At 67.0% G+C, this 17570-nt stretch carries 13 protein-coding genes and 2 tRNA genes; 6 read left to right on the top strand and 9 right to left on the bottom strand.

Features of this window, described 5'->3' with window-relative positions:
* The first annotated feature begins 479 nt into the window (after positions 1-479).
* Positions 480-569, top strand: a tRNA-Ser gene (locus ACFE67_RS08160).
* A 49-nt stretch (positions 570-618) separates the two neighbouring features.
* On the opposite strand, the gene ACFE67_RS08155 is transcribed toward ACFE67_RS08160, so the two are convergent.
* The 3 genes from ACFE67_RS08155 to ACFE67_RS08145 all read right to left on the bottom strand — a co-directional run bounded on the left by ACFE67_RS08155 (position 619) and on the right by ACFE67_RS08145 (position 3621).
* A complete protein-coding gene (locus ACFE67_RS08155; RefSeq protein WP_375406374.1) occupies positions 619-1146 on the bottom strand; it encodes a hypothetical protein in 528 nt (175 codons plus the stop codon).
* Positions 1147-1471: 325 nt separating this feature from the next.
* Positions 1472-1708, bottom strand: coding sequence for a hypothetical protein (locus ACFE67_RS08150; RefSeq protein WP_375406373.1), 237 nt, complete (start codon positions 1706-1708; stop codon positions 1472-1474).
* A 122-nt stretch (positions 1709-1830) separates the two neighbouring features.
* On the bottom strand, positions 1831-3621 hold the full coding sequence (locus ACFE67_RS08145; RefSeq protein ID WP_375406375.1) for a DUF5635 domain-containing protein: 1791 nt from the start codon (positions 3619-3621) through the stop codon (positions 1831-1833).
* Between the two features lie 656 nt (positions 3622-4277).
* On the opposite strand from ACFE67_RS08145, the gene ACFE67_RS08140 reads away from it, so the two are divergent.
* Positions 4278-4577 (top strand): hypothetical protein, encoded by a 300-nt coding sequence (locus tag ACFE67_RS08140; protein ID WP_375406372.1) that lies wholly within the window; start codon positions 4278-4280, stop codon positions 4575-4577.
* 501 nt (positions 4578-5078) lie between these two features.
* On the opposite strand, the gene ACFE67_RS08135 is transcribed toward ACFE67_RS08140, so the two are convergent.
* Positions 5079-5576, bottom strand: coding sequence for a hypothetical protein (locus ACFE67_RS08135; RefSeq protein ID WP_375406371.1), 498 nt, complete (start codon positions 5574-5576; stop codon positions 5079-5081).
* Between the two features lie 3271 nt (positions 5577-8847).
* On the opposite strand from ACFE67_RS08135, the gene ACFE67_RS08130 reads away from it, so the two are divergent.
* The gene (locus ACFE67_RS08130; RefSeq protein ID WP_375406370.1) at positions 8848-9657 is read left to right on the top strand and encodes a GAF domain-containing protein; all 810 of its coding nucleotides are present in this window, start codon (positions 8848-8850) and stop codon (positions 9655-9657) included.
* Between the two features lie 212 nt (positions 9658-9869).
* Here ACFE67_RS08130 and ACFE67_RS08125 read toward each other — a convergent pair whose 3' ends face one another.
* From ACFE67_RS08125 to ACFE67_RS08115, 3 genes are read right to left on the bottom strand one after another with little or no spacing between them, the layout of a single operon-like run.
* Complete coding sequence (locus ACFE67_RS08125) at positions 9870-11276, bottom strand: FGGY family carbohydrate kinase (protein ID WP_375406369.1); 1407 nt, start codon at positions 11274-11276, stop codon at positions 9870-9872.
* Positions 11273-12787: an amino acid permease gene (locus ACFE67_RS08120; protein ID WP_375406368.1), complete on the bottom strand. Its 1515-nt coding sequence runs from the start codon at positions 12785-12787 to the stop codon at positions 11273-11275. Before ACFE67_RS08120 ends, ACFE67_RS08125 begins: the two co-directional genes overlap by 4 nt.
* 47 nt (positions 12788-12834) lie before the next feature.
* Positions 12835-13602 carry a DeoR/GlpR family DNA-binding transcription regulator gene (locus ACFE67_RS08115; protein ID WP_375406367.1) on the bottom strand — a complete coding sequence of 256 codons (768 nt, stop codon included), beginning with the start codon at positions 13600-13602 and terminating at the stop codon, positions 12835-12837.
* Positions 13603-13859: 257 nt separating this feature from the next.
* On the opposite strand from ACFE67_RS08115, the gene ACFE67_RS08110 reads away from it, so the two are divergent.
* Entirely contained in the window at positions 13860-15014 is a 1155-nt protein-coding gene (locus ACFE67_RS08110) for an NAD(P)/FAD-dependent oxidoreductase (RefSeq protein ID WP_375406366.1), read from the top strand.
* A 159-nt stretch (positions 15015-15173) separates the two neighbouring features.
* Here ACFE67_RS08110 and ACFE67_RS08105 read toward each other — a convergent pair whose 3' ends face one another.
* Positions 15174-15758 (bottom strand): hypothetical protein, encoded by a 585-nt coding sequence (locus ACFE67_RS08105; protein ID WP_375406365.1) that lies wholly within the window; start codon positions 15756-15758, stop codon positions 15174-15176.
* 14 nt (positions 15759-15772) lie between these two features.
* Positions 15773-16279, bottom strand: a complete 507-nt coding sequence (locus ACFE67_RS08100) for an RNA polymerase sigma factor (protein ID WP_375406364.1) — start codon at positions 16277-16279, stop codon at positions 15773-15775.
* 138 nt (positions 16280-16417) lie between these two features.
* Here ACFE67_RS08100 and ACFE67_RS08095 point away from each other — a divergent pair, with 138 nt between their 5' ends.
* Both ACFE67_RS08095 and ACFE67_RS08090 read left to right on the top strand, forming a co-directional pair.
* On the top strand, positions 16418-17431 hold the full coding sequence (locus ACFE67_RS08095; protein WP_375406363.1) for a PHP domain-containing protein: 1014 nt from the start codon (positions 16418-16420) through the stop codon (positions 17429-17431).
* A 61-nt stretch (positions 17432-17492) separates the two neighbouring features.
* Positions 17493-17565 (top strand) — tRNA-Arg (locus ACFE67_RS08090).
* The last annotated feature ends 5 nt before the right edge of the window (positions 17566-17570 follow it).

The raw sequence follows: 17570 nt of genomic DNA, 5'->3' as shown, positions 1-17570 counted from the left end.
CGGAGGTCTCGCACCTCACGGACTTCCCCGCGTCGGGCGGCAAGGCGATCTACGAGGGCTACTTCGAGACCGCACAGCCTGCTCAGCAGCAGGTCTTCGCTCGAGCCTGGGACGAGTTCGCTGCGCACCCGGAGCCCTCCGTCTCCTGACGGTCGAACCGCCCTCGTCCGCCCGTCACAGAGGCGGGGAACCGCCAGCGCTGCATACCCATTTGCAGTCCGGCGGCCCCCCTGGTCTCACCAGCGACGGCCCGAACGGTCGGATGATGAGACTTCGGAGCCGGACCGCGCGAGCGCCGTCCGGAGTCGTGAGGCACATGACGAGCATGCGAGCCGACCGGTTCGGGCAAGGTCGGCGTGGTCAATGTAACGGCGCCCAGGAAGCCCGTGCAACGCGGCGGCGGCTGTCTGCAGCTCGGGCCGTAACCCCGTCGCGCCGCCGACCTGCCTCCTTGTTCAGCGGCTATGCTGCTCACGTCGGGAGATGTCGCATAGTCCGGTCGAGTGCACCACCCTGCTAAGGTGGAGAACCCGTTTAGGGTTCCGTGGGTTCAAATCCCACCGTCTCCGCTCCTGATCAGGCCTTTTCCCGAAGTCTCGAGGAAGGGCCTGTTTCGTTTCACCGGCCGATTCCTCGCCGAGTGTCCCCCAGGTGTCCCCCGATCGGTCGTGGGAAAATCTTCGCGACCTTCCGGTCAGCGGCAAGCTGTTCGGCTGATGCGAGTCGGCGGAGGTGGTCGCGGCGCTGCCCCTCGCCGAGCACGTGGGCGTACACGGCCAGCACGGTGCGCGCCTCGTCTCCGAGGTACTCGGCGACCTCGTGCACCGGCGTGCCGAGCCGGAGCCACGTCGAGGCGGCGTAGTGCCGCAGCGCATGGCGGCGGAACCCGAGGGGGAACTTGCCCGCCAGGGCGGACGAGAGCTGCCCGCCCTGCAGGTTCGTGAAAAGGTACACCTCCGGGCCCTTGCCCTCCGAAGGGCGGCGGAGGATCTCGAGCGCCCGCGGCGAGAGCGGCACGGGCCGGGCGCCTCGCCAGGACTTGGGGGCCTTCTCCGCGTAGTTGTCCGAGTGCGAGCGCTCGATGTTCAGCTGCAGCAGCGGGATCTCGGACAGCCACCGGACACGATGGCACGCAGCTCTCCCCATCGCACGCCAGCGAGGGACCTGAACTCGAACACGTCGGCCATGTCACTGCGGCACTCACGGAGCTCGGCGAGCACGGCGGTCACCTGCGCCTCCGAGGGGACCTCGTTCGGCCGCACCGCGTGCACGGCGACCGTGCTGAGGTCCGGAATCTTCCGCATCGTCCGGACCGGGTGCGGTTGGTGCAGCAGACCCTGGCTCTCCGCATGCGTGAAGAGCGCGCTCAACGTCGTCCGAGACCGCGCGACCTTCGACGCCGCCTTCCCGCCGCGCAGCTCAGCCAGCAGATGGGGGCGGACGTCCTCGGCCTGGATGGAAGCAAGCGGTCTCAGGAGCAACGACTCGGGAGCGCGGCGAGGTTGTTCCGATCGGTGTCGACGGTGTGGGGGTTGCCGCCTTCTCGAGCGGTGAGGAACATCGTGACCAGTTCCTGCAGCGTGAAGGAGCGCTTCGGCGCCAGCGGCCGACCGGACTCGATCACGTGTCTCTGCTGCCGTTCCCAGGTCTCGGCCTCGCGCTTGGTCGCGAACGCTTTGGAGGCGACGAGCTGACGACCGGACTCCACACGCAGATCAACGGCATCGCCCTCTCCACCGCCCAGGGGTGGTCACCAAAGCCCGCGACCGACGCTTGCTTCCGCCCGGCCGCCGTGGCCGTCCGGGCTGAGCCACGTGTGCAAAGCAGTGGTCAACTCCGGACGTAGTGCGCGTTGCGGCCCGTGCTCTCACCACGGACCAGCTGTCCCTCTTCGACGAGACGGTCGAGAGCGCCGCGCGCACCCGTGACGGTGTAGCCGGTCAGCGAGGCGTAGTCCCCGGAGGTGATCCGGTCATGGACGTCGAGCCAGCTGTCCGCAATCGCCGCCGTGTCAGCCAGCTCGGGACCGACGTACCACAGCACTCGCAGGCGTCGCAGGAGCGCCCGATCCGTCCTGGCATCGGTGACCACTCGCCGCGCATCGGGCGAGAGCAGCCAGGCGTCCTTGTGCGGCGAGATCAGCGGCTCCCCGTCGATGACACACCTGTAGGCGGTTTCAAGAGCTTCGGCGGCCTCGGTCGGAGTGCGCTGCAGCACCACGGCGAGCTGGTCTGCGGTCACGAACGGGCGACGCAGCAGCGTGGAGACGACGAGCGCGATCTGGACGTCGCGCTGGCGAACTCGTGGCTGGATGCGAGAGGTCAGTCGCATCACGGGTACGACGGGACGGCCGCCGACGAGGCGAGTCCGCACGCGTGGCCCTGGATCTTCGATGATGAGCGGTGGGCGGTGGCCGAGGGTGACCATCTCTCGATACATCCGATCGACGCCGATTCCTTGCTTGTCAACGAGACCGAGCGCGCGCGTCGCATCAGCGAGAGCCGGCGAGCGGCTGTAGCGCTGTGCGAGAACGTTGTCCCCGTTCACGCCGCCGACGAATCCGCCTGGCGACACCACAGTCAGTGACGCGTCCTCCTCGACCCATGTCACGGCCGTCGGCTCCTGCTGATTCCAGTCGCGGTGCACAACTCCGTTCAACACCGCCTCCCGCGCGGACCGCATGGGCAGGAGCCGAACGCCACGCTCCGCGAACTCGCCACTCAGCGTCACGCGGTCGTTTGCAGCTTCGATGAGGGTCTCCACGCGCCGGATCTGCTCGAGGAGGCTGATCCCCTCGTGACTCTCCTCGCGGGCGAGAATGTCGCCTCCCTCCACGTCGAGTCGCGTCCACGTCAACCAGGGCCGCGGTGCAGCACAGAAGAGGAGCGCCCCCGCTTCGGTGAGGTGGTCGTCAGTGGTCAGCACACCGATTCGCCGCAAGAGGTCCGGCGTACTTGCGCGTGCGAGGTCTTGCTGCGCCTCGTCCGATACGTCACGGCGGCTGAGGTACTCGCGAGCGACGGCGAGCGCCGCCAGGGTGACGTGCTCTATCCCGAGACCGCTCGGTCGGGACATCGGGTCCCAGCCGGCTCGACCCTGGCGATGCGCCCACCACTCGCCGCGGTCGACAGGCTCCGAAGCGGCGCCTACGCGCCAACGGAGCCGGTCTCCGGTGTCGTCAACCGGCTCGCGCGCCTCTGCCACGTAGATGACGAGGAGCCGGATGCCTCGTTCCGCGATCACCTCGATGTCCGGAGCGACATCGATTCGCCGGTAGACCTGCTGGCGCAACCACTCTGCGTCAAGCTCGGCACCCAAGAGGTCGCCGGTCCGGTTCTCGACGCCGACGATCAACGCTCCACCGCCAGGCGTGTTCGCCATTGCCGCGACCTCATCCGCGAGCTGGTCGGCTGCCTTCGTGTTTTCAGCCGACCCCGGAAGGAGTCGCCCGCCAGACGCACGACGACCCGCCTCCTCCTTGAAGTCGACCCGTTGGCGCTCCGCATCGTCTGGGACCACTCCGTCTCGGAGCATTGCGAGGCACGCTGACACAGCCTCACGAGCGACGGCGCGATCAAGCAGCAGCTCGGTGCCCGGCTGAAAGGCAACCACGGCGGTCATTTCATCCACGAGTTACACTTTAGCGTCCTGGTTAAAGTGGAGGTGTGGGCAGAGGCGGGGTGCTGCGCTGCAGCTATCCGCTCGAATCAGACACGCCGACCGGCCACGCCATACCACTCGCCTCTTCCCCAAGCGACCCCATCCCCACCGACACGCCCCCACCCCTCGACCGACAGCACGCGCATCGGCGGGCTGCGCAACGACGCCTAATCCGACCGTGACCGACGGCGGACACCGACTGATCGTCGCCACCGGCGTACCAGGCGCTATGGCCGGCGTCGGTTTCGGAGGCCAACTCGGCGTCGATCAGGCGGGGTGCATCGTTCTTGGCGGAGACCGCTTGCTGCTCGCTCCACCCGGTTCAGAGCTGAAGGGCAACAAGATCACCCTCACATTCGGCGGGAACCAGACAGTGACGGTCAGAGTCGGAGAGACTACTGATCAGCTCGGCGGCGACGAATACGGACCCGGCTCCCCGTATGTGCCCGCTGGCACTCGATGCTCCTCCTCGAAGTTTTTGCTCCTCGGATAGGGACGGCGGTACTGGCGTAGCGCGATCATCGCGCCAGAGATACAGCGGTCGTCTCCTTCGACAGGGTCTCGGAACTCTGCTCGTGAGACGCCCCCGCCCGTGCGGAAGAGGCAGGATACTCGACGTGATGACAGTCGGCGAGCTCAAAGTCGCGATCCAGCCCGCATTGCAAGAGATCCTGACGGCCGAGGAACTAGCCTCGACGTCGGTCCGCGTGACTGACGAATCGACCCCGCTCGCCTCACTCGACGACGAGCAGCCGCTGACCGAGTCCACCCAACTCCAGGTCTTCATCATGGGCGAAAGCGCAATCCTCTGGGTCAACGGCGACGAAACCCACGAGGAGGTCTACACCCGAGTGCGAAGTGACCTGCAGGACTTCGTCGCGGAGAGCACGTTTGGCTGGGGTCAGCTTCGTCCGTAGTCCCCGCGGACTTGCCTCAACTGCCTGACCGTGAGACGCGTCCCCAACCTCGTAGCTTGATGAGGGCTGCGCCGCTCCGAGTTCTAAAAGGGCGGCAATCCCTCTTGGGCGCAAGAGCGACGAGGCGGATTTCGCGAATCCTGCTCGGCGTCGTCCCTCCGGCTTTCCATCTGCCGCGGCGGTGCTACTTCTTCACCTTGTACGCCCACGGCGTGATCATGGTGCCATCCCCGGCGCCATTCGGACCCACGTTCCCATTCATGGCCGCCCACACTTTGACCGCACCCGCCCCAGCATCCTTGACGCGCTTGAAGCATGATTTCGGGATGGTCGCTGTGATGACCCTTCTGTCTCACCGACACGATCATCATCGGCAACGCCGCAGCTCAGCCATGGAGGAAACTCGGTGCCTTCGGCAGCGCCGACGATGAATGAGCGAAGCCAGTACCAAAACCCGCCGAGCGTCTCGAAATCCTGCTCGCGAGACCCAGTCCGGTGCTGTCATGGAATGGCGGTCGAAGTACGCCGAACCAGCAGCCCCAGAACGAGGCCTGCCGCTGCTGCGGCAGCGCCAGCCAGCACCGTGAGCATTGCCGCGACCAGGGACGCCGTGCCGAGCCATGCCACAGAGAAGCCCAGGTCCTCAGCGGTCTCGCCTGTACCCCAGAGCACTCCCAGCAGCAGTAGGCCAACCACGCCGACGCACGAGCTCACCAGCAGCACGCTGATCGCTGGCCGGTGCAGCTTGGCGGCGGCGCCAGCGCCTGAACCCGCCGCAAGAAGGCCAAGACAGACGATGACGAAGAGAAACCGGTCAAGCGCTACCCAGCCAGCTACACGCTTTGGAGGGTGAAGAAACAGGTAGGGGGGCGCGTCCGGCACTACCCGCGCCAACACGATCATCGCGACGAAAGCCGCCCCCGCGCCGACAAGGCAGGCGCACGCAAGGATCAGCAGCCGCGCCCGCCAGCGAACTCGCACAGACCCGTTCATGGACACGAGCGCAGGCTAACGACCGAGGGAGGTTCCGCCAAGAAGACAGAACACGCGCCAGCCGTCTCAGATCCCTGGCCTAGAGAAGCGGGGTGCGCCGAGACCCCGCGAGCAGTGCGCGGGCTACCCCCAGCAGGAGCCCTACAGCCGCGGTGCCCCAGATCCATGCGCTCGTGACCGTGGACGTCTGTACTCGTGTCACGGCTCCTGCGGACGCGTTGTAGGTACATGCCCTACCGAGCGGCATCCAGGAGAACGAGGACGTGACACCCGACGGCTGGGCGGGCGCGTCCGGATACTGGCTTGGATCCCCAGCGAAGCCGGAAAGGCAGTCGAACCCGCCCGCGTTGGTCGAAAACGTCAAGTACTGACCGAGGATTCCAATGGCGGCAGCCAGGAGTAGGACGGCAGCTGCTGCCGTGAGCGCCAGCATCGTCGCTGCCCGAGCACCGCGACTCGGGAACGTCGCCACCGCGGCAGCCACGCACAACGCGAGCCCAAACGGCGTCTGCACGTAGCCGTGTAAGTGCCCGAGCCAGCCGACAGCGATGCCCTCAGCGGCGAGTAGCGCCCCCACGCAAAATGCCAACGGCGACGTCGAGCGGAGCCGAACCGCACGATGCAGGCCAAGCCCGATGATGACGGCGAGCAACCCGAGCGCCCAGAGACTCTGCAACCGATCGCCAGCGCCTAACCCGATCTGCATACTCGTGAAAAGTACGAGCAATAGCCCCGCAATTAACACCGAATACGCCAGCGCGAAACCGGCGCGACGCGAACCTCGACGGTCAGGCCGATCAACTGCCACCACGCGTCCGCTCGTCACGGATCGATGGTCTCGCATATGCTCCAAACGCAAGAACCAAAACCCTGCCTGTGCGCCTCGTCTGCAGCCGAGGAGTGCGAGACCGAGCCGGACGCAAACTTGCGCAGGCGAACTAGAGGGCGCCTCGATGGGGAATCCTCCAATGCTGCCGTCCGGAAGCTTGCACATTGCGAGCCTCGGTACAGGCAGAGTCGAGGAGTTCGGATCGATGTTCGGACGCTTCCCCGCGCCGAGGGCGGCCTGCTTCAGCCCGGCCTTCCAGGCGAGTGCGCACATCTCGCGTGTGATCGCGAGGTCAGCACTCTGGAGCGGCTTGCCTTGCTGCTGCGACACCGCGGCACGGGTGGAGTAGGAATCGAGGTCGTCCTGGGCGTAACAGGTGACGCCGGTCGCGACGCCGACGCTACCGACCTAAACGACGACAGCCGCGGCTGCCGTGGCGCTGGAGGCGCTGATGAGTACTCCCCCGATTACAGCGGCTCGTGTCGTGCGCTGGCGTCCGCGGAGCCGGCGGACCAGGTGTGGCGTGCCACTGGTGAGTCGTGCGGCGATCTCTGCGTCTGACGGGAAATTGGTGTTCATGAGTCGGCTCCTCGTGGGTGCGGAGTGGGATCGGTGTAGGAACGGCGGAACTTGCTGCGTGCTCGTTGGAGACGATTCCCGACTAGAGGACCCCGTTTCGGGCCGAATTTACCGTGTGCGTCGTGAATGCCGTGTGGCCGATTACCAGCACAGAATCACCGCCGTTACGCATATCCAGCACCCAGACGACAAATGACAAACGGGGCTGTCGACTCGAGCTCGGTGAACGCCCACGCCTCGGTGCCGGGAGTGATGCCGAGGTCTCCGGCGAGCTGTCGGATAGACGGCAACCGGTGACCCGGGAGCTGGATGCGTGCCATGATGCGGCGGTGGCGAGTGTCCGTAAAGTGGTCCTGGTATCACCGGAGTTCGAAAGCTCACATCTGTGGAATAGAACCCCCGGTGAGCCTTGGGGGAGATATCCGGAGCCTCCTTATGTCTAACGGAGCGACTTACTGACCAAGTGCGAGTTTGGGGTGACCAAATGTTGCAGAGCTCCCCCGAGGAACTTGACGCCATTCAGTCCAGGGGGCGGGGCCTGACACGTTTGCTTCAAGATGAGCTCGGTGACGAAGTCGTGGTGAGTTTTCATGTGGTTGCCAATGCATCGCTTGGTGACAGCAATGGGGGGCTACCGGGCCGGTACTCATTTCTGGTCAGCCCTGAGTCCTGGATCCTGAGTCCGCGCAAGCCACGGCCGACACGAACTGCCCTGTCTTCTTCTGCAACCCACGCTGCCCATGGCAGCGCGACACCAAAGAAAAAGATCAACCGGCGGCTCCGCCAATACATTACCAGCAGCGGATCTCGGCACCCCAGCGTCTGTCGCACTACCGACGTTGTGAGCTGCGTCCGTTCAGCGGAAACGATCTCCGCAATTGCGTCGCACACCACGAGCGCTCATCAATGGGCTCCCGCTCAACGGCCATCGCCTTCGGTGGACCGCAGAAGACGCGCGTCATGACCTCCTCCGGATGTCCTCGATGCTCGACCGCGCCTTCTACGATCTCGTCGTCTCGACCTCGTCCGTCCCGCAACTCCTCGCTCAACGCCCGACTCGAAATCACTGAACTCCTGCTGCACGAGCGCGGTGCTCGTTCAACTTCTCGGGTAGGAAAACACGGACCAAGGTCCCATGATCGATACGGCGGAGCGGCCGCGGACGAGTCATTTGTGAGGTGGCATTTCCGCGCACATTTGCCCGACGATGACCGCGGCGCGAGCGGGGACGCATATCGGCGTGGGCTTTGGAACGGATCACTGACCCCCAGAAGACGGTGGTGACATGCGGTAAAGCGGTCGACATACTCGGGTACGTCAACCGAGGACGCGCAGTGCGAGGTCGATTGACGTGTCCCGCATCACAGGAACTGGCCAGCACGTCCGGTGTATCGGACGTGCTGTGGTCTCGAATGCAGGGAGAGCACGATGAGTACGACTGCTGACGATGTGGGTCGGGCGCGGCTGCCGGCGTTACGGGCGTTGCTGCGGAACACCCAGGCGACCGCGCACTCCGCCGTCGCGGACTTGGAGGCTCGTCCCGATCCTGTGGCCGGGCTGCACCGCTCGGGTCGGCGCCCCTATCGGGTGCTGATGTTCGGTGGTGGAGTGCTGGAAGGCCGCGGTCTTCGCACCCACAACCTCGGGCTGCCCGGTCACGTCGCCGATCTCCTCGCCGCCCGCTCCGGACGTGGGGTGGATCTGGACGTGATCGTCGACGCGGATCCGACCGGGAACCGGGCGTTGAACGGACTTCGGGGGATGCGGCTGAACCGGTACGACGCCGTCGTCGTCGTGCTGGGGGAGCGCTATGCGGTGGGAGGAGTGCCGGAGGGGAAGTGGGAGATCCTGTTCGCGAGTCTCGCCCAGGTGCTGCTCAGCCAGACCGCGAAGGTCGCGCCGATCTTCGTGTGGGACGCCGCCCACGTGTCTCATCCCTTCGGGACAGACCGGTATGACCGCTCGACGAGTGGGCGTGCTGACCGGCTCGGCGCGATCACCGAGCAGACCTGTGCGCTGACGCAGCGGATCCGGTACCGCAGGCTGGTGGAACCGCTTCAGCCCCGGGAAGTCGGCAGCAGGTTCGCTCCGGACACGTATGAGGAATGGGCCGACAACATCGTGTCGCGCCTCTATCCCCAGCTCGTCGAAGCCGATGGACATCTCGGCCCGGATTCGGCCCGCGCGAACCGCGACCGACCGGAGGACGAGCGATTCCGGCAGCGGGCGCTGGATTCGATGCGGCTCACGCCTGACTCCGACGGGCTCATGGACGCGATCGTGCGGCAGCTGCGATTGATGTTCGGTACCTCGGACGCGCACATCAACATCATCGACGGGCCGGTGCAGTGGCAGAAGGCCACCACGGCCGCGCAACCCCTGACCTCGCCGCGCGAGATCAGTGCCTGCACCCACGCGATCCAGAGCGACCAGCTGACTGTCATCAACGACACGGAGCGTGACGCCCGCCTCGACGGGAGCTCGCTCTTCCGGGGCCCGAACGCCATCCGCTTCTACGCGGGATACCCGATCCGAAGCTGGGACGGGCACCGCATCGGGATGCTCTGCATCACCGATACGCAACCGCGCTCGATGCAACCCGACGAGCTCACGTCGCTGCGCGACTTCGCCAACCGAGTCGAACAAGAGCTCTGGAGCTCCGCGCTCCGCCCGAACTGACGACCCGGCGACAGCACGGGATCCAGACCTGCTCGAGAGCCAGATGCCGATCCCGGATGGGGTCGTGATTCTGGCCGGAACGCCAGGGCGGCGTGGCGGAGGTTGGGTGATGCACACCGCTGCAACAGCCGCCGGACCTTCTCACGCCGACCGTGCGTCGCCGTGATGCGGGTGAATTCGATGCTGACGCCGTCCGCGGCGGACGTCCGCGGTCAGCCGGCCGGTACCGAGGCGAGCCAGTTCTGACGGAATTCCTCCGCACGGGCCCAGTTCCAGTGCGGCTCGTACCGCTCGCTCGGTGTCCAGGGGACGATGGACTCAGAGAGGTCACCGCCGGTCGCGCATCGAGCGAATGCGGCCGCGCCGAGCGGTGTCGCGTGCGGTGAGGGATAGATCTCTATCTCGATCTGAAGCTGGTCGGCGACGGCCTGCATGAGCCTGCGACTGCGGGTGAGGCCACCGTCGACGCGCAGCCGCTTCAGCGGGGTGCCGAGGTCGTTCGAGATGAGCCGCACGAGTTCTCCGACCTGGGCCGCGATGCCCTGCAGCACCGCGAGCACGAGGTGCTCCGGCCCGGTGGAGAGCGTCATGCCGGTGAAGTTGGCTGTGGCGTTGGGCTGCCACCACGGTGCCGCGAGCCCAGCGAGAGCAGGCACGCAGAACACACCCGCGTTGTCCGGCGCCGCGACGTGGTCCAGATCGGCTGGCTCGTGGATGAACCCCAGCTGCTGGAGCCAGCGCACCGCGGAGGCAGCGGTGTACACCTGCCCGTCGAGGCAGTAGGTCGTCTCACCAGCAACCCGCCAGGCGACGGAAGCCGCCAGACCTGTAGATGATCGGAGCGCGCTGGTGCCGGTGTTGGCGAGCAGGAACGCGCCGGTGCCGAACGTGCACTTGGTTTCGCCGACTTGCAGGCACGATTCGGCCAGCAGCGCGGCCTGCTGGTCGACGACGAGTCCGCCGACCAGCATGGGGCGACCGAACGCGGTCGTCTCGCCCGCGATGTCATCGCAGGCGAGGATCGTCGGCAGCGGTTCGTCACCGAGCCCGAACAGGTCGAGAAGTTCCTGGTCCCAGTCCCCGGTGTCGAGTTCGGTCACGAGGGAGCGGCTCGCGGTGGAGACGTCGGTGACGAATGCGCCGGTCAGCCGGTGCAGCAGCCAGGTGTCGGAGGTGGTGACGACCCCGTGCTTGGTGACGTGTCGACGCAGCCATGCCTGCTTGGGGGCCGAGAAGTACGGGTCGAGCACCAGCCCGGTCTTCTGCGCAATCCGTTCGCGGTGGGGATCGAGCTCGTCGCACTGCTCCTCCGCACGACGGTCCTGCCACACGATCATGTCGGACAGTGGCGCACCGGTCTCCGGATCCCACACCAGCACGGTCTCGCCCTGGTTCGCGATGGTCACGATGTCCACCGGCACGCGGGCCTGTTCGATCGCCGCGCGGCCGGTGGCGAGGACGCTCTCGATCAGGGTGTCGGGATCCTGCTCGACCAGGCCGCCGGGAAGGTAGGTCGGCCGTAGGACCTGTTCACCGACCCCGAGGATCCGGTTGTCCGCGTCGACGACGACCGCTTTCGTCCCGGACGTGCCCTGGTCGATCGCCAGGACGGTCGTCATCGGTCGGACTCGAGCGCGATCGGCTTCGCGTCCGCATCGATGGAACCCATGTGCGGCATCGCGAGGCCCTTCACGCCGCGGCGGGCGAGCAGCACGACGAGGTAGATCCCGCCGATGACGACCATGACGACCACGTACAGCCACGCGGAGGCGAACGAGGCGTCGCGGAAGATCGACAGCTCGAACAGCAGCCAGATGGACGCCAGCACGATGACGGGCACTTCGAATCGACCGAGCGAGAACCCCTGGCTGGCAGGCAACGACTTGCGCTTGACGATGTAGAGGATGACGGTCGCCGCGTAGATGACAGCGGGCAGGAGCGTGGCGGCGCCGAACAGGGTGAAGAGCGCGTCCGTCTGGAAGGCGAAGACGAGCAGGATCGCCTCGGTGATCACGAGCATGAGCACGGTGGCCGCGAACGGCGTACCCGTGCGGGGGCTGACCTTGTCGAACAGGGAATGGCCGGGGAACCGGTTGTCGCGGGACATCGCCCACACCAGGCGCACGCCACTCATCAGGATGACCATGCCGCAGGCGAAGATGGCGATGACGACGAGCACCAGCAGCACGTTGCCGACCACGGGTCCGAGCACGCGGGTGACGACGTCCGCGATGGGAGTCGAGGACTTCGCGAGCTCTGCCGGGTCGCCGGCCAGCATCGTCACGACGAGCAGGAACAGGAAGCCGAGGATGCCGGAGGCGAGAACCGCCTGGACCATGGCGCGCGGCACGACGCGCGCGGGCTCCTTGGTCTCCTCGGCCAGGTTCGCCGCGGACTCGAATCCGACGATCGTGAAGGCGCCGAGCAGGGTTCCGAGCGCCCACGGGCCGACCTGGGTGAGCGTGCCGACGGCGAAGTAGCCGGATCCACTGACCGGTGCGGTCGCGAATAGGTTCGCGAAGTTCATCTCCTGTGCCACGAAGCCGACGATGAGCAGCAGCACGACGAGCAGCAGCATCCCGATCAGCTCGGCCGTGACGGCGAATCCGTTCACCCGCTCCGTCCACGTGGTCGAGAACGCGACTAGCAGCCCTTGGATCACGAGCACGAGGGCCGTGATCAGCGCGGTGTTCGCGGCCGTCCCGGTGTAGCCCAGCAGCACGGGGAGCACGGTCGAGGCGATGGTGTAGTCGACCGCCACCGCGACGATCGCGAGGAAGGTGAACGAGATCCAGCCCATGATCCAGCCGAGCACCGGGTTCGCCAGACGAGACATCCACTGATACGCATAGCCGGTCACCGGGATCCGGGCGGCGAGGGATCCGAGCAGAAGCGCGACCATGACCTGGCCCACGACCGCGATGGGCCAGGTCCAGATGCCGGCCGGACCGGAGCTGTTGAGCACCGCTCCGTAGGTGGTGAAGATGCCGGTCGCGATCGAGACGAACGCGAACGCCACGGCGAAGGACGCGAACCTGCCGGTACCGCGCTTCAGCTCTTGCTCGTACCCGAACTGCTGGACGGAGCGGGCATCTGACCCGAGCGCTGTGGCGCTTGTCTGATCTGACATGACGATTCCTTCGGTCTGCGGTGGTCGAGTGGTGCAGGAGGTGGTGCTCAGGCCACGCGGATGACGCCGCCCCGGTCGGTGATCGCCGATGCCAGCGTCTCGTCGGGTCCGAGGTCGGTGATGAGTCCGGAAACGGCGTCGAGGCGGGCGACGAAGTGTTGAGCGACGTGCCCGAACTTGGAGGAGTCGGCGAGGATCCAGGAGTTGCGGCTGTTGCGGATGACGGTCCGCCTCACATCCACCTCGTCGAGGTGGTAGTCGGTCAGACCGGCCTGCGCATCGACGCCGCCACTGCCGAGGAACGCGATGTCGGGATGCACGGTTTCGAAGAACTCGCGCGCGAAGTGACTCGACAGCGTCAAGTCGCCGGCGCGGACGCGGCCCCCGCAGACCAGGACGTCGATGTTGGCGCGGTTCCCCAACTCGACGGCAGCGAGCAGTGAGCACGTCACGACCGTGCCCGACCACGACGACGGGATGGCTCGAGCGACGGCAAGAGCGGTGGTACCGACGTCGATCATCACGGTCTGCCCGTTGCTGAGCAGCGAAACCGCCTCAGCAGCGATTCGGAGCTTTGCCGACTCGTTCGTCTGTTCCCGCTCAGGGAACGAGGCCTCGTCCCCCGCCAACCGGTTCTCCGGAGCGGCCGCTCCGCCGTGGACGCGCTCGAGCAGTCCCTGCTCCTCGAGCGACAGCAGATCGCGGCGGATCGTCTCGACCGACACCTCGAGACGGCGGGACAGCTCATCCGTACTCACCGAGCGCACGTCGCGAAGGGCTTCGACGATGCGCGCTCTGCGCTCAACGGCGAGCACTTGTGCCCGTTTCTGGGGAGTATTGCCCGAACATGTGGATGAGTATGGACAGATCGGTTTGGAGGGCGCAAGACTCCATGTGAGCTCGTTCGAGGAGATTTACGTGACGGAAACATGGGCGCCCGACCCTGCGCGACCGCACTCCGACCTCGCGTCGTTCTCGATCCTCCGACGCGCCGAGCCCGACATCGCCCAGCGGCCGGGCGTGCGCGTCGCCGGACCCGCCCCCACTCGAATCATCGACCAGGAGACTCCAGATGAACCAGCCGAAGTACGACGTCGCGATCGTCGGCGGCGGAGTCGTGGGTGCCGCGATCCTCTTCACGCTCGCGCACCGCGGAGTGCGCGTCGTTCTGCTCGAAGCCGACGCTGACCTCGCCTACTCCGCGAGCGGGACCAACTCCGGCGTGTTGCACACCGGCTTCGACTCGACCCCCGGCCAGCTCGAGACCGAGCTGATCGTCCGAAGCGCCGAGATCCGCCCCGCCGTCCTCGACGCGCTCCACGTCCCGGTCCTGCAGTGCGGCGCCGAACTGGTGCCGCACTCGGACTCCGACCGCGACACCGTCCGGGACCTCGCGCAGAACGCAGCTCGCAACGGCGTGCACGTGGAGATCCGCGAAGGCGACGGCGCGCTCCTCGTCCCCGGTGAGTCCGTCACCGATCCTGTCGCCTTCACGCTCGCGATGGCCGCATCCGGCCGAGCCGCCGGAGGAACGGTGCTCACCCAGGCCAAGGTCGTGGCCATCGCAGATCACACCGACCGGTTCATACTCACGCTCGAGGACGACCGCGCACTCGACTCGACGGTCGTCGTCAATGCCGCCGGTCTCCACGCCGACGACGTCGCTCGGCTGGTGGGGGACGACTCGTTCGAGATCTACCCGCGCAAGGGCGAGTTCTTCGTCTTCGAGCTCCCCGACGGCAAGCGGCTCGAGAAGATCCTGCTGCCGGTGCCGACCAAGCGCACCAAGGGCGTCCTCGTCTTCCCCACTCTCGACGGACGAGTCACCACCGGCCCGACGGCGGTCGACCTCACGGACAAGAACGACTGGAGCGTTCGGCCGGAGGCACGGGAGGAGATCCTGCCGAAGGCGAAGGCGCAGTTCCCGGACCTCGAGGGACTCACGCCGGTCGCGCAGTACGCCGGCCTGCGTCCCGCCGGGCGTGACACGAACTACGTCGTCGGCCCCTCGGCCCGCAACGGACGATTCATCAACGTCGCGGCCATCCGCTCGACCGGCCTCTCCGCCAGCCTCGGCATCGCCGACTACCTCACCGAGCTGCTCCCCGCCGCCGGCGTCGAGGTCGGCGAGCAGCGAACGATCCAGGCGGGCGACGTCGAGACACTGAACGCTCCGTGGTGGCAGCGAACCGCCCGCTTCCGCGCGCAAGAGCCCGCACGGGTATGACGCCGGTGCGGTGAGCGAGCGGGCTCTGTGTCAGCCCCACGCTCGGGTGTCCCCTCCGAGTCGATGTCTCGGGTCGACCGCCACAGTGTCGCCCGGAAGCGCCACTCGAGGGGGTTCGGGTGCCCGCGATCGGGCGCGGCAGCTTCTGCAGAGCGCCCGTCAACCGAAGTAGGACGCGTAGATTCGAGTCAATTCTTCAGATGCAGTGCCGGATAAGCCGCAACCTTCGACTTTGCCATCGACGGCAGCCACCAATACGGACTGGCCGTCTTCGAATTGCGCGAGGTCCTCGGCTCCCTCGCCGGAAGTCCGCAGAAGCACTTGGGCGACGTTCTCACCGTCGGCGACGCCACCCCTGAAGAAATGGCGAGGCTGAATGGTGACGGTGTCGCTCCCGACCGAAGTCACGACCCCGCGGAACGCAACACTGCTTTCACGGAGACCGTCGTTCGCGAAATCCGCGACCGGGGCGCATTGAGCTCCAGCGGTCGAGCCCAGGTCTAGGGCGATCGATGTCGTGGGCCGGCCCCGGTCTTCGAGACCTCCGCCCAGAAGGACAGCGACCGCGACCGCCGCAGTGGCGGCCAGAGTGATCGGAACGACGACGCGGGACGTCAGTCGTCGAGGTCGAGGCGTCGCGATCGCCCGAGCGACGAGCTCTGCACGTCTCGGCTCGCTGAGATCCGCCTCTCCTGCCGTGGGGTCGACTTCAGCCAGCACGGAGCGCAGGTTCTCGTCGGTCATTCTCGTATCCCTCTTCATCGTCGCGCCTTCTCAGAGTCGAGTTGTCCTTCTAGCGCTGTTCCCAGTCGCGCCTTGGCCCGGTGGAGACGGATCGCGGCCGCATTCGGTGTGATCCGAAGCACGATCGCGATATCCGCCGGTTGCAGCCCCTCCCACGCCCAGAGTCGAAGCAACTCCGCGTCGGGTGGCCGGAGACTGGACAGAGCAAGCCGCACCGCGTCGCCGTGAGAGTCGTCGAGCGCACCGCGTTGCTCGTCGGCAAGCCGCGCTGCTACCAGCTCCTGTCGCCGGAGCCCCCGCTTCGCATTCCGCAATTGGTTGGCCGCGACACGGAACATCCAGGGGAGGGGTTCACTCGGCACGTCATCGATTCGCCGCCACGTGACGAGGAGCACGTCCGCCAAGACATCGTCTGCAGTCGAAGGATCGGTTCGACGGAGCAGGTACCGGCGAACGGGTTCGAGGCCCCCGCCGACGATCGCGTTGAACCGAGCGGTCTGCTCGTGCTGCGTGGTGCTCATGATCAGTAATGTCCGGCAAGCGCCGCATCCTTTCACTCAGCACCACGCCGAAGCCTCGTCGCAGGCGGAGGAGCCGCGGGCGGAGGCCCCGAGAGGACCGAAGTCGCCCGACAGGTCCGTTGCTACGACACTGGTCGGATGACCCCGCAGGAGGCCCTGGCCGAGATCGCGTTCCGATTGGAGCGCGATCGGGCCGAGCCCTTCCGGATCCAGGCGTTCCGACGAGCGGTAGCGGCCATCGCCGACATCGGCGACGACCAGCTCCGCGCGCGGGCTGCCGACGGCAGCCTCGGCCGCACCAAGGGCATCGGAGGTCGGAGCCTCGAGGTCATCACCCAGGCGCTCGAGGGCGGCACCCCCGACTACCTGCAGCGCCTCCGCGACGAAGCGGAAGCGCCCTCCTCCGATGCCGGACGCGAGCTGCTCTCCCTGCTCCGCGGCGACCTGCACACCCACAGCGAATGGTCCGACGGCACCACGCCCATCGAGTCGATGGTCGAGGCCGCGCGGATCCTCGGTCGCGAGTACCTGGCGCTGACGGACCACTCCCCCAACCTGAAGGTCGCGAACGGCCTCACCGCGGAACGCCTGACCGAGCAGCTCGACGTCGTCGCCGCACTCGACGGACCCGGCATGCGACTGCTGCCGGGCATCGAGGTCGACGTGCTCGAGGACGGCACCCTCGACCAGGAGCCCGCCCTGCTCGACCGCCTCGACGTCGTGGTCGCCAGCCTGCACTCGCGCCTCCGGGCGGATCGGCACGAGATCACCGCCCGACTGCTCGGTGCGATCGCCGATCCGCACACGTCGGTGATCGGCCACATCACGGGGCGACTCGTGGAAGGCCGCCGCGGCACGCGCCCGCAGTCGGAGTTCGACTCCGCTCGCGTCTTCGCGGCAGCGGCGGACGCCGGCGTCGCGATCGAGATCAACTCGCGGCCGGAGCGGCAGGACCCGCCCGACGACCTGCTGGCGGAGGCGATCGCCGCGGGCTGCCTGTTCAGCATCGACACCGATGCGCACGCGCCCGGCCACCTCGACCTGCTCGGCCTCGGCGCCGAGCGAGCCGCCGCCGCCGGCGTGCCGTCTGCGCGGATCGTGACCACGTGGCCCCTCGACGAGCTGCTGACCTGGACGCACGCCCGACGCTGACGGACGGCGGAGGGCCCGCCTGCGGTGTGCTGGTAACATCGACCGGTCGCTTCGGCGGCGTGCGCCCGTAGCTCAACGGATAGAGCATCTGACTACGGATCAGAAGGTTGGGGGTTCGAGTCCCTCCGGGCGCGCAGAA

The organism is uncultured Amnibacterium sp. (assembly GCF_964244015.1).
In the GTDB taxonomy this organism is placed as follows: Bacteria; Actinomycetota; Actinomycetes; order Actinomycetales; family Microbacteriaceae; genus Amnibacterium.
This window is presented reverse-complemented; position numbering and strand designations above follow the sequence as displayed.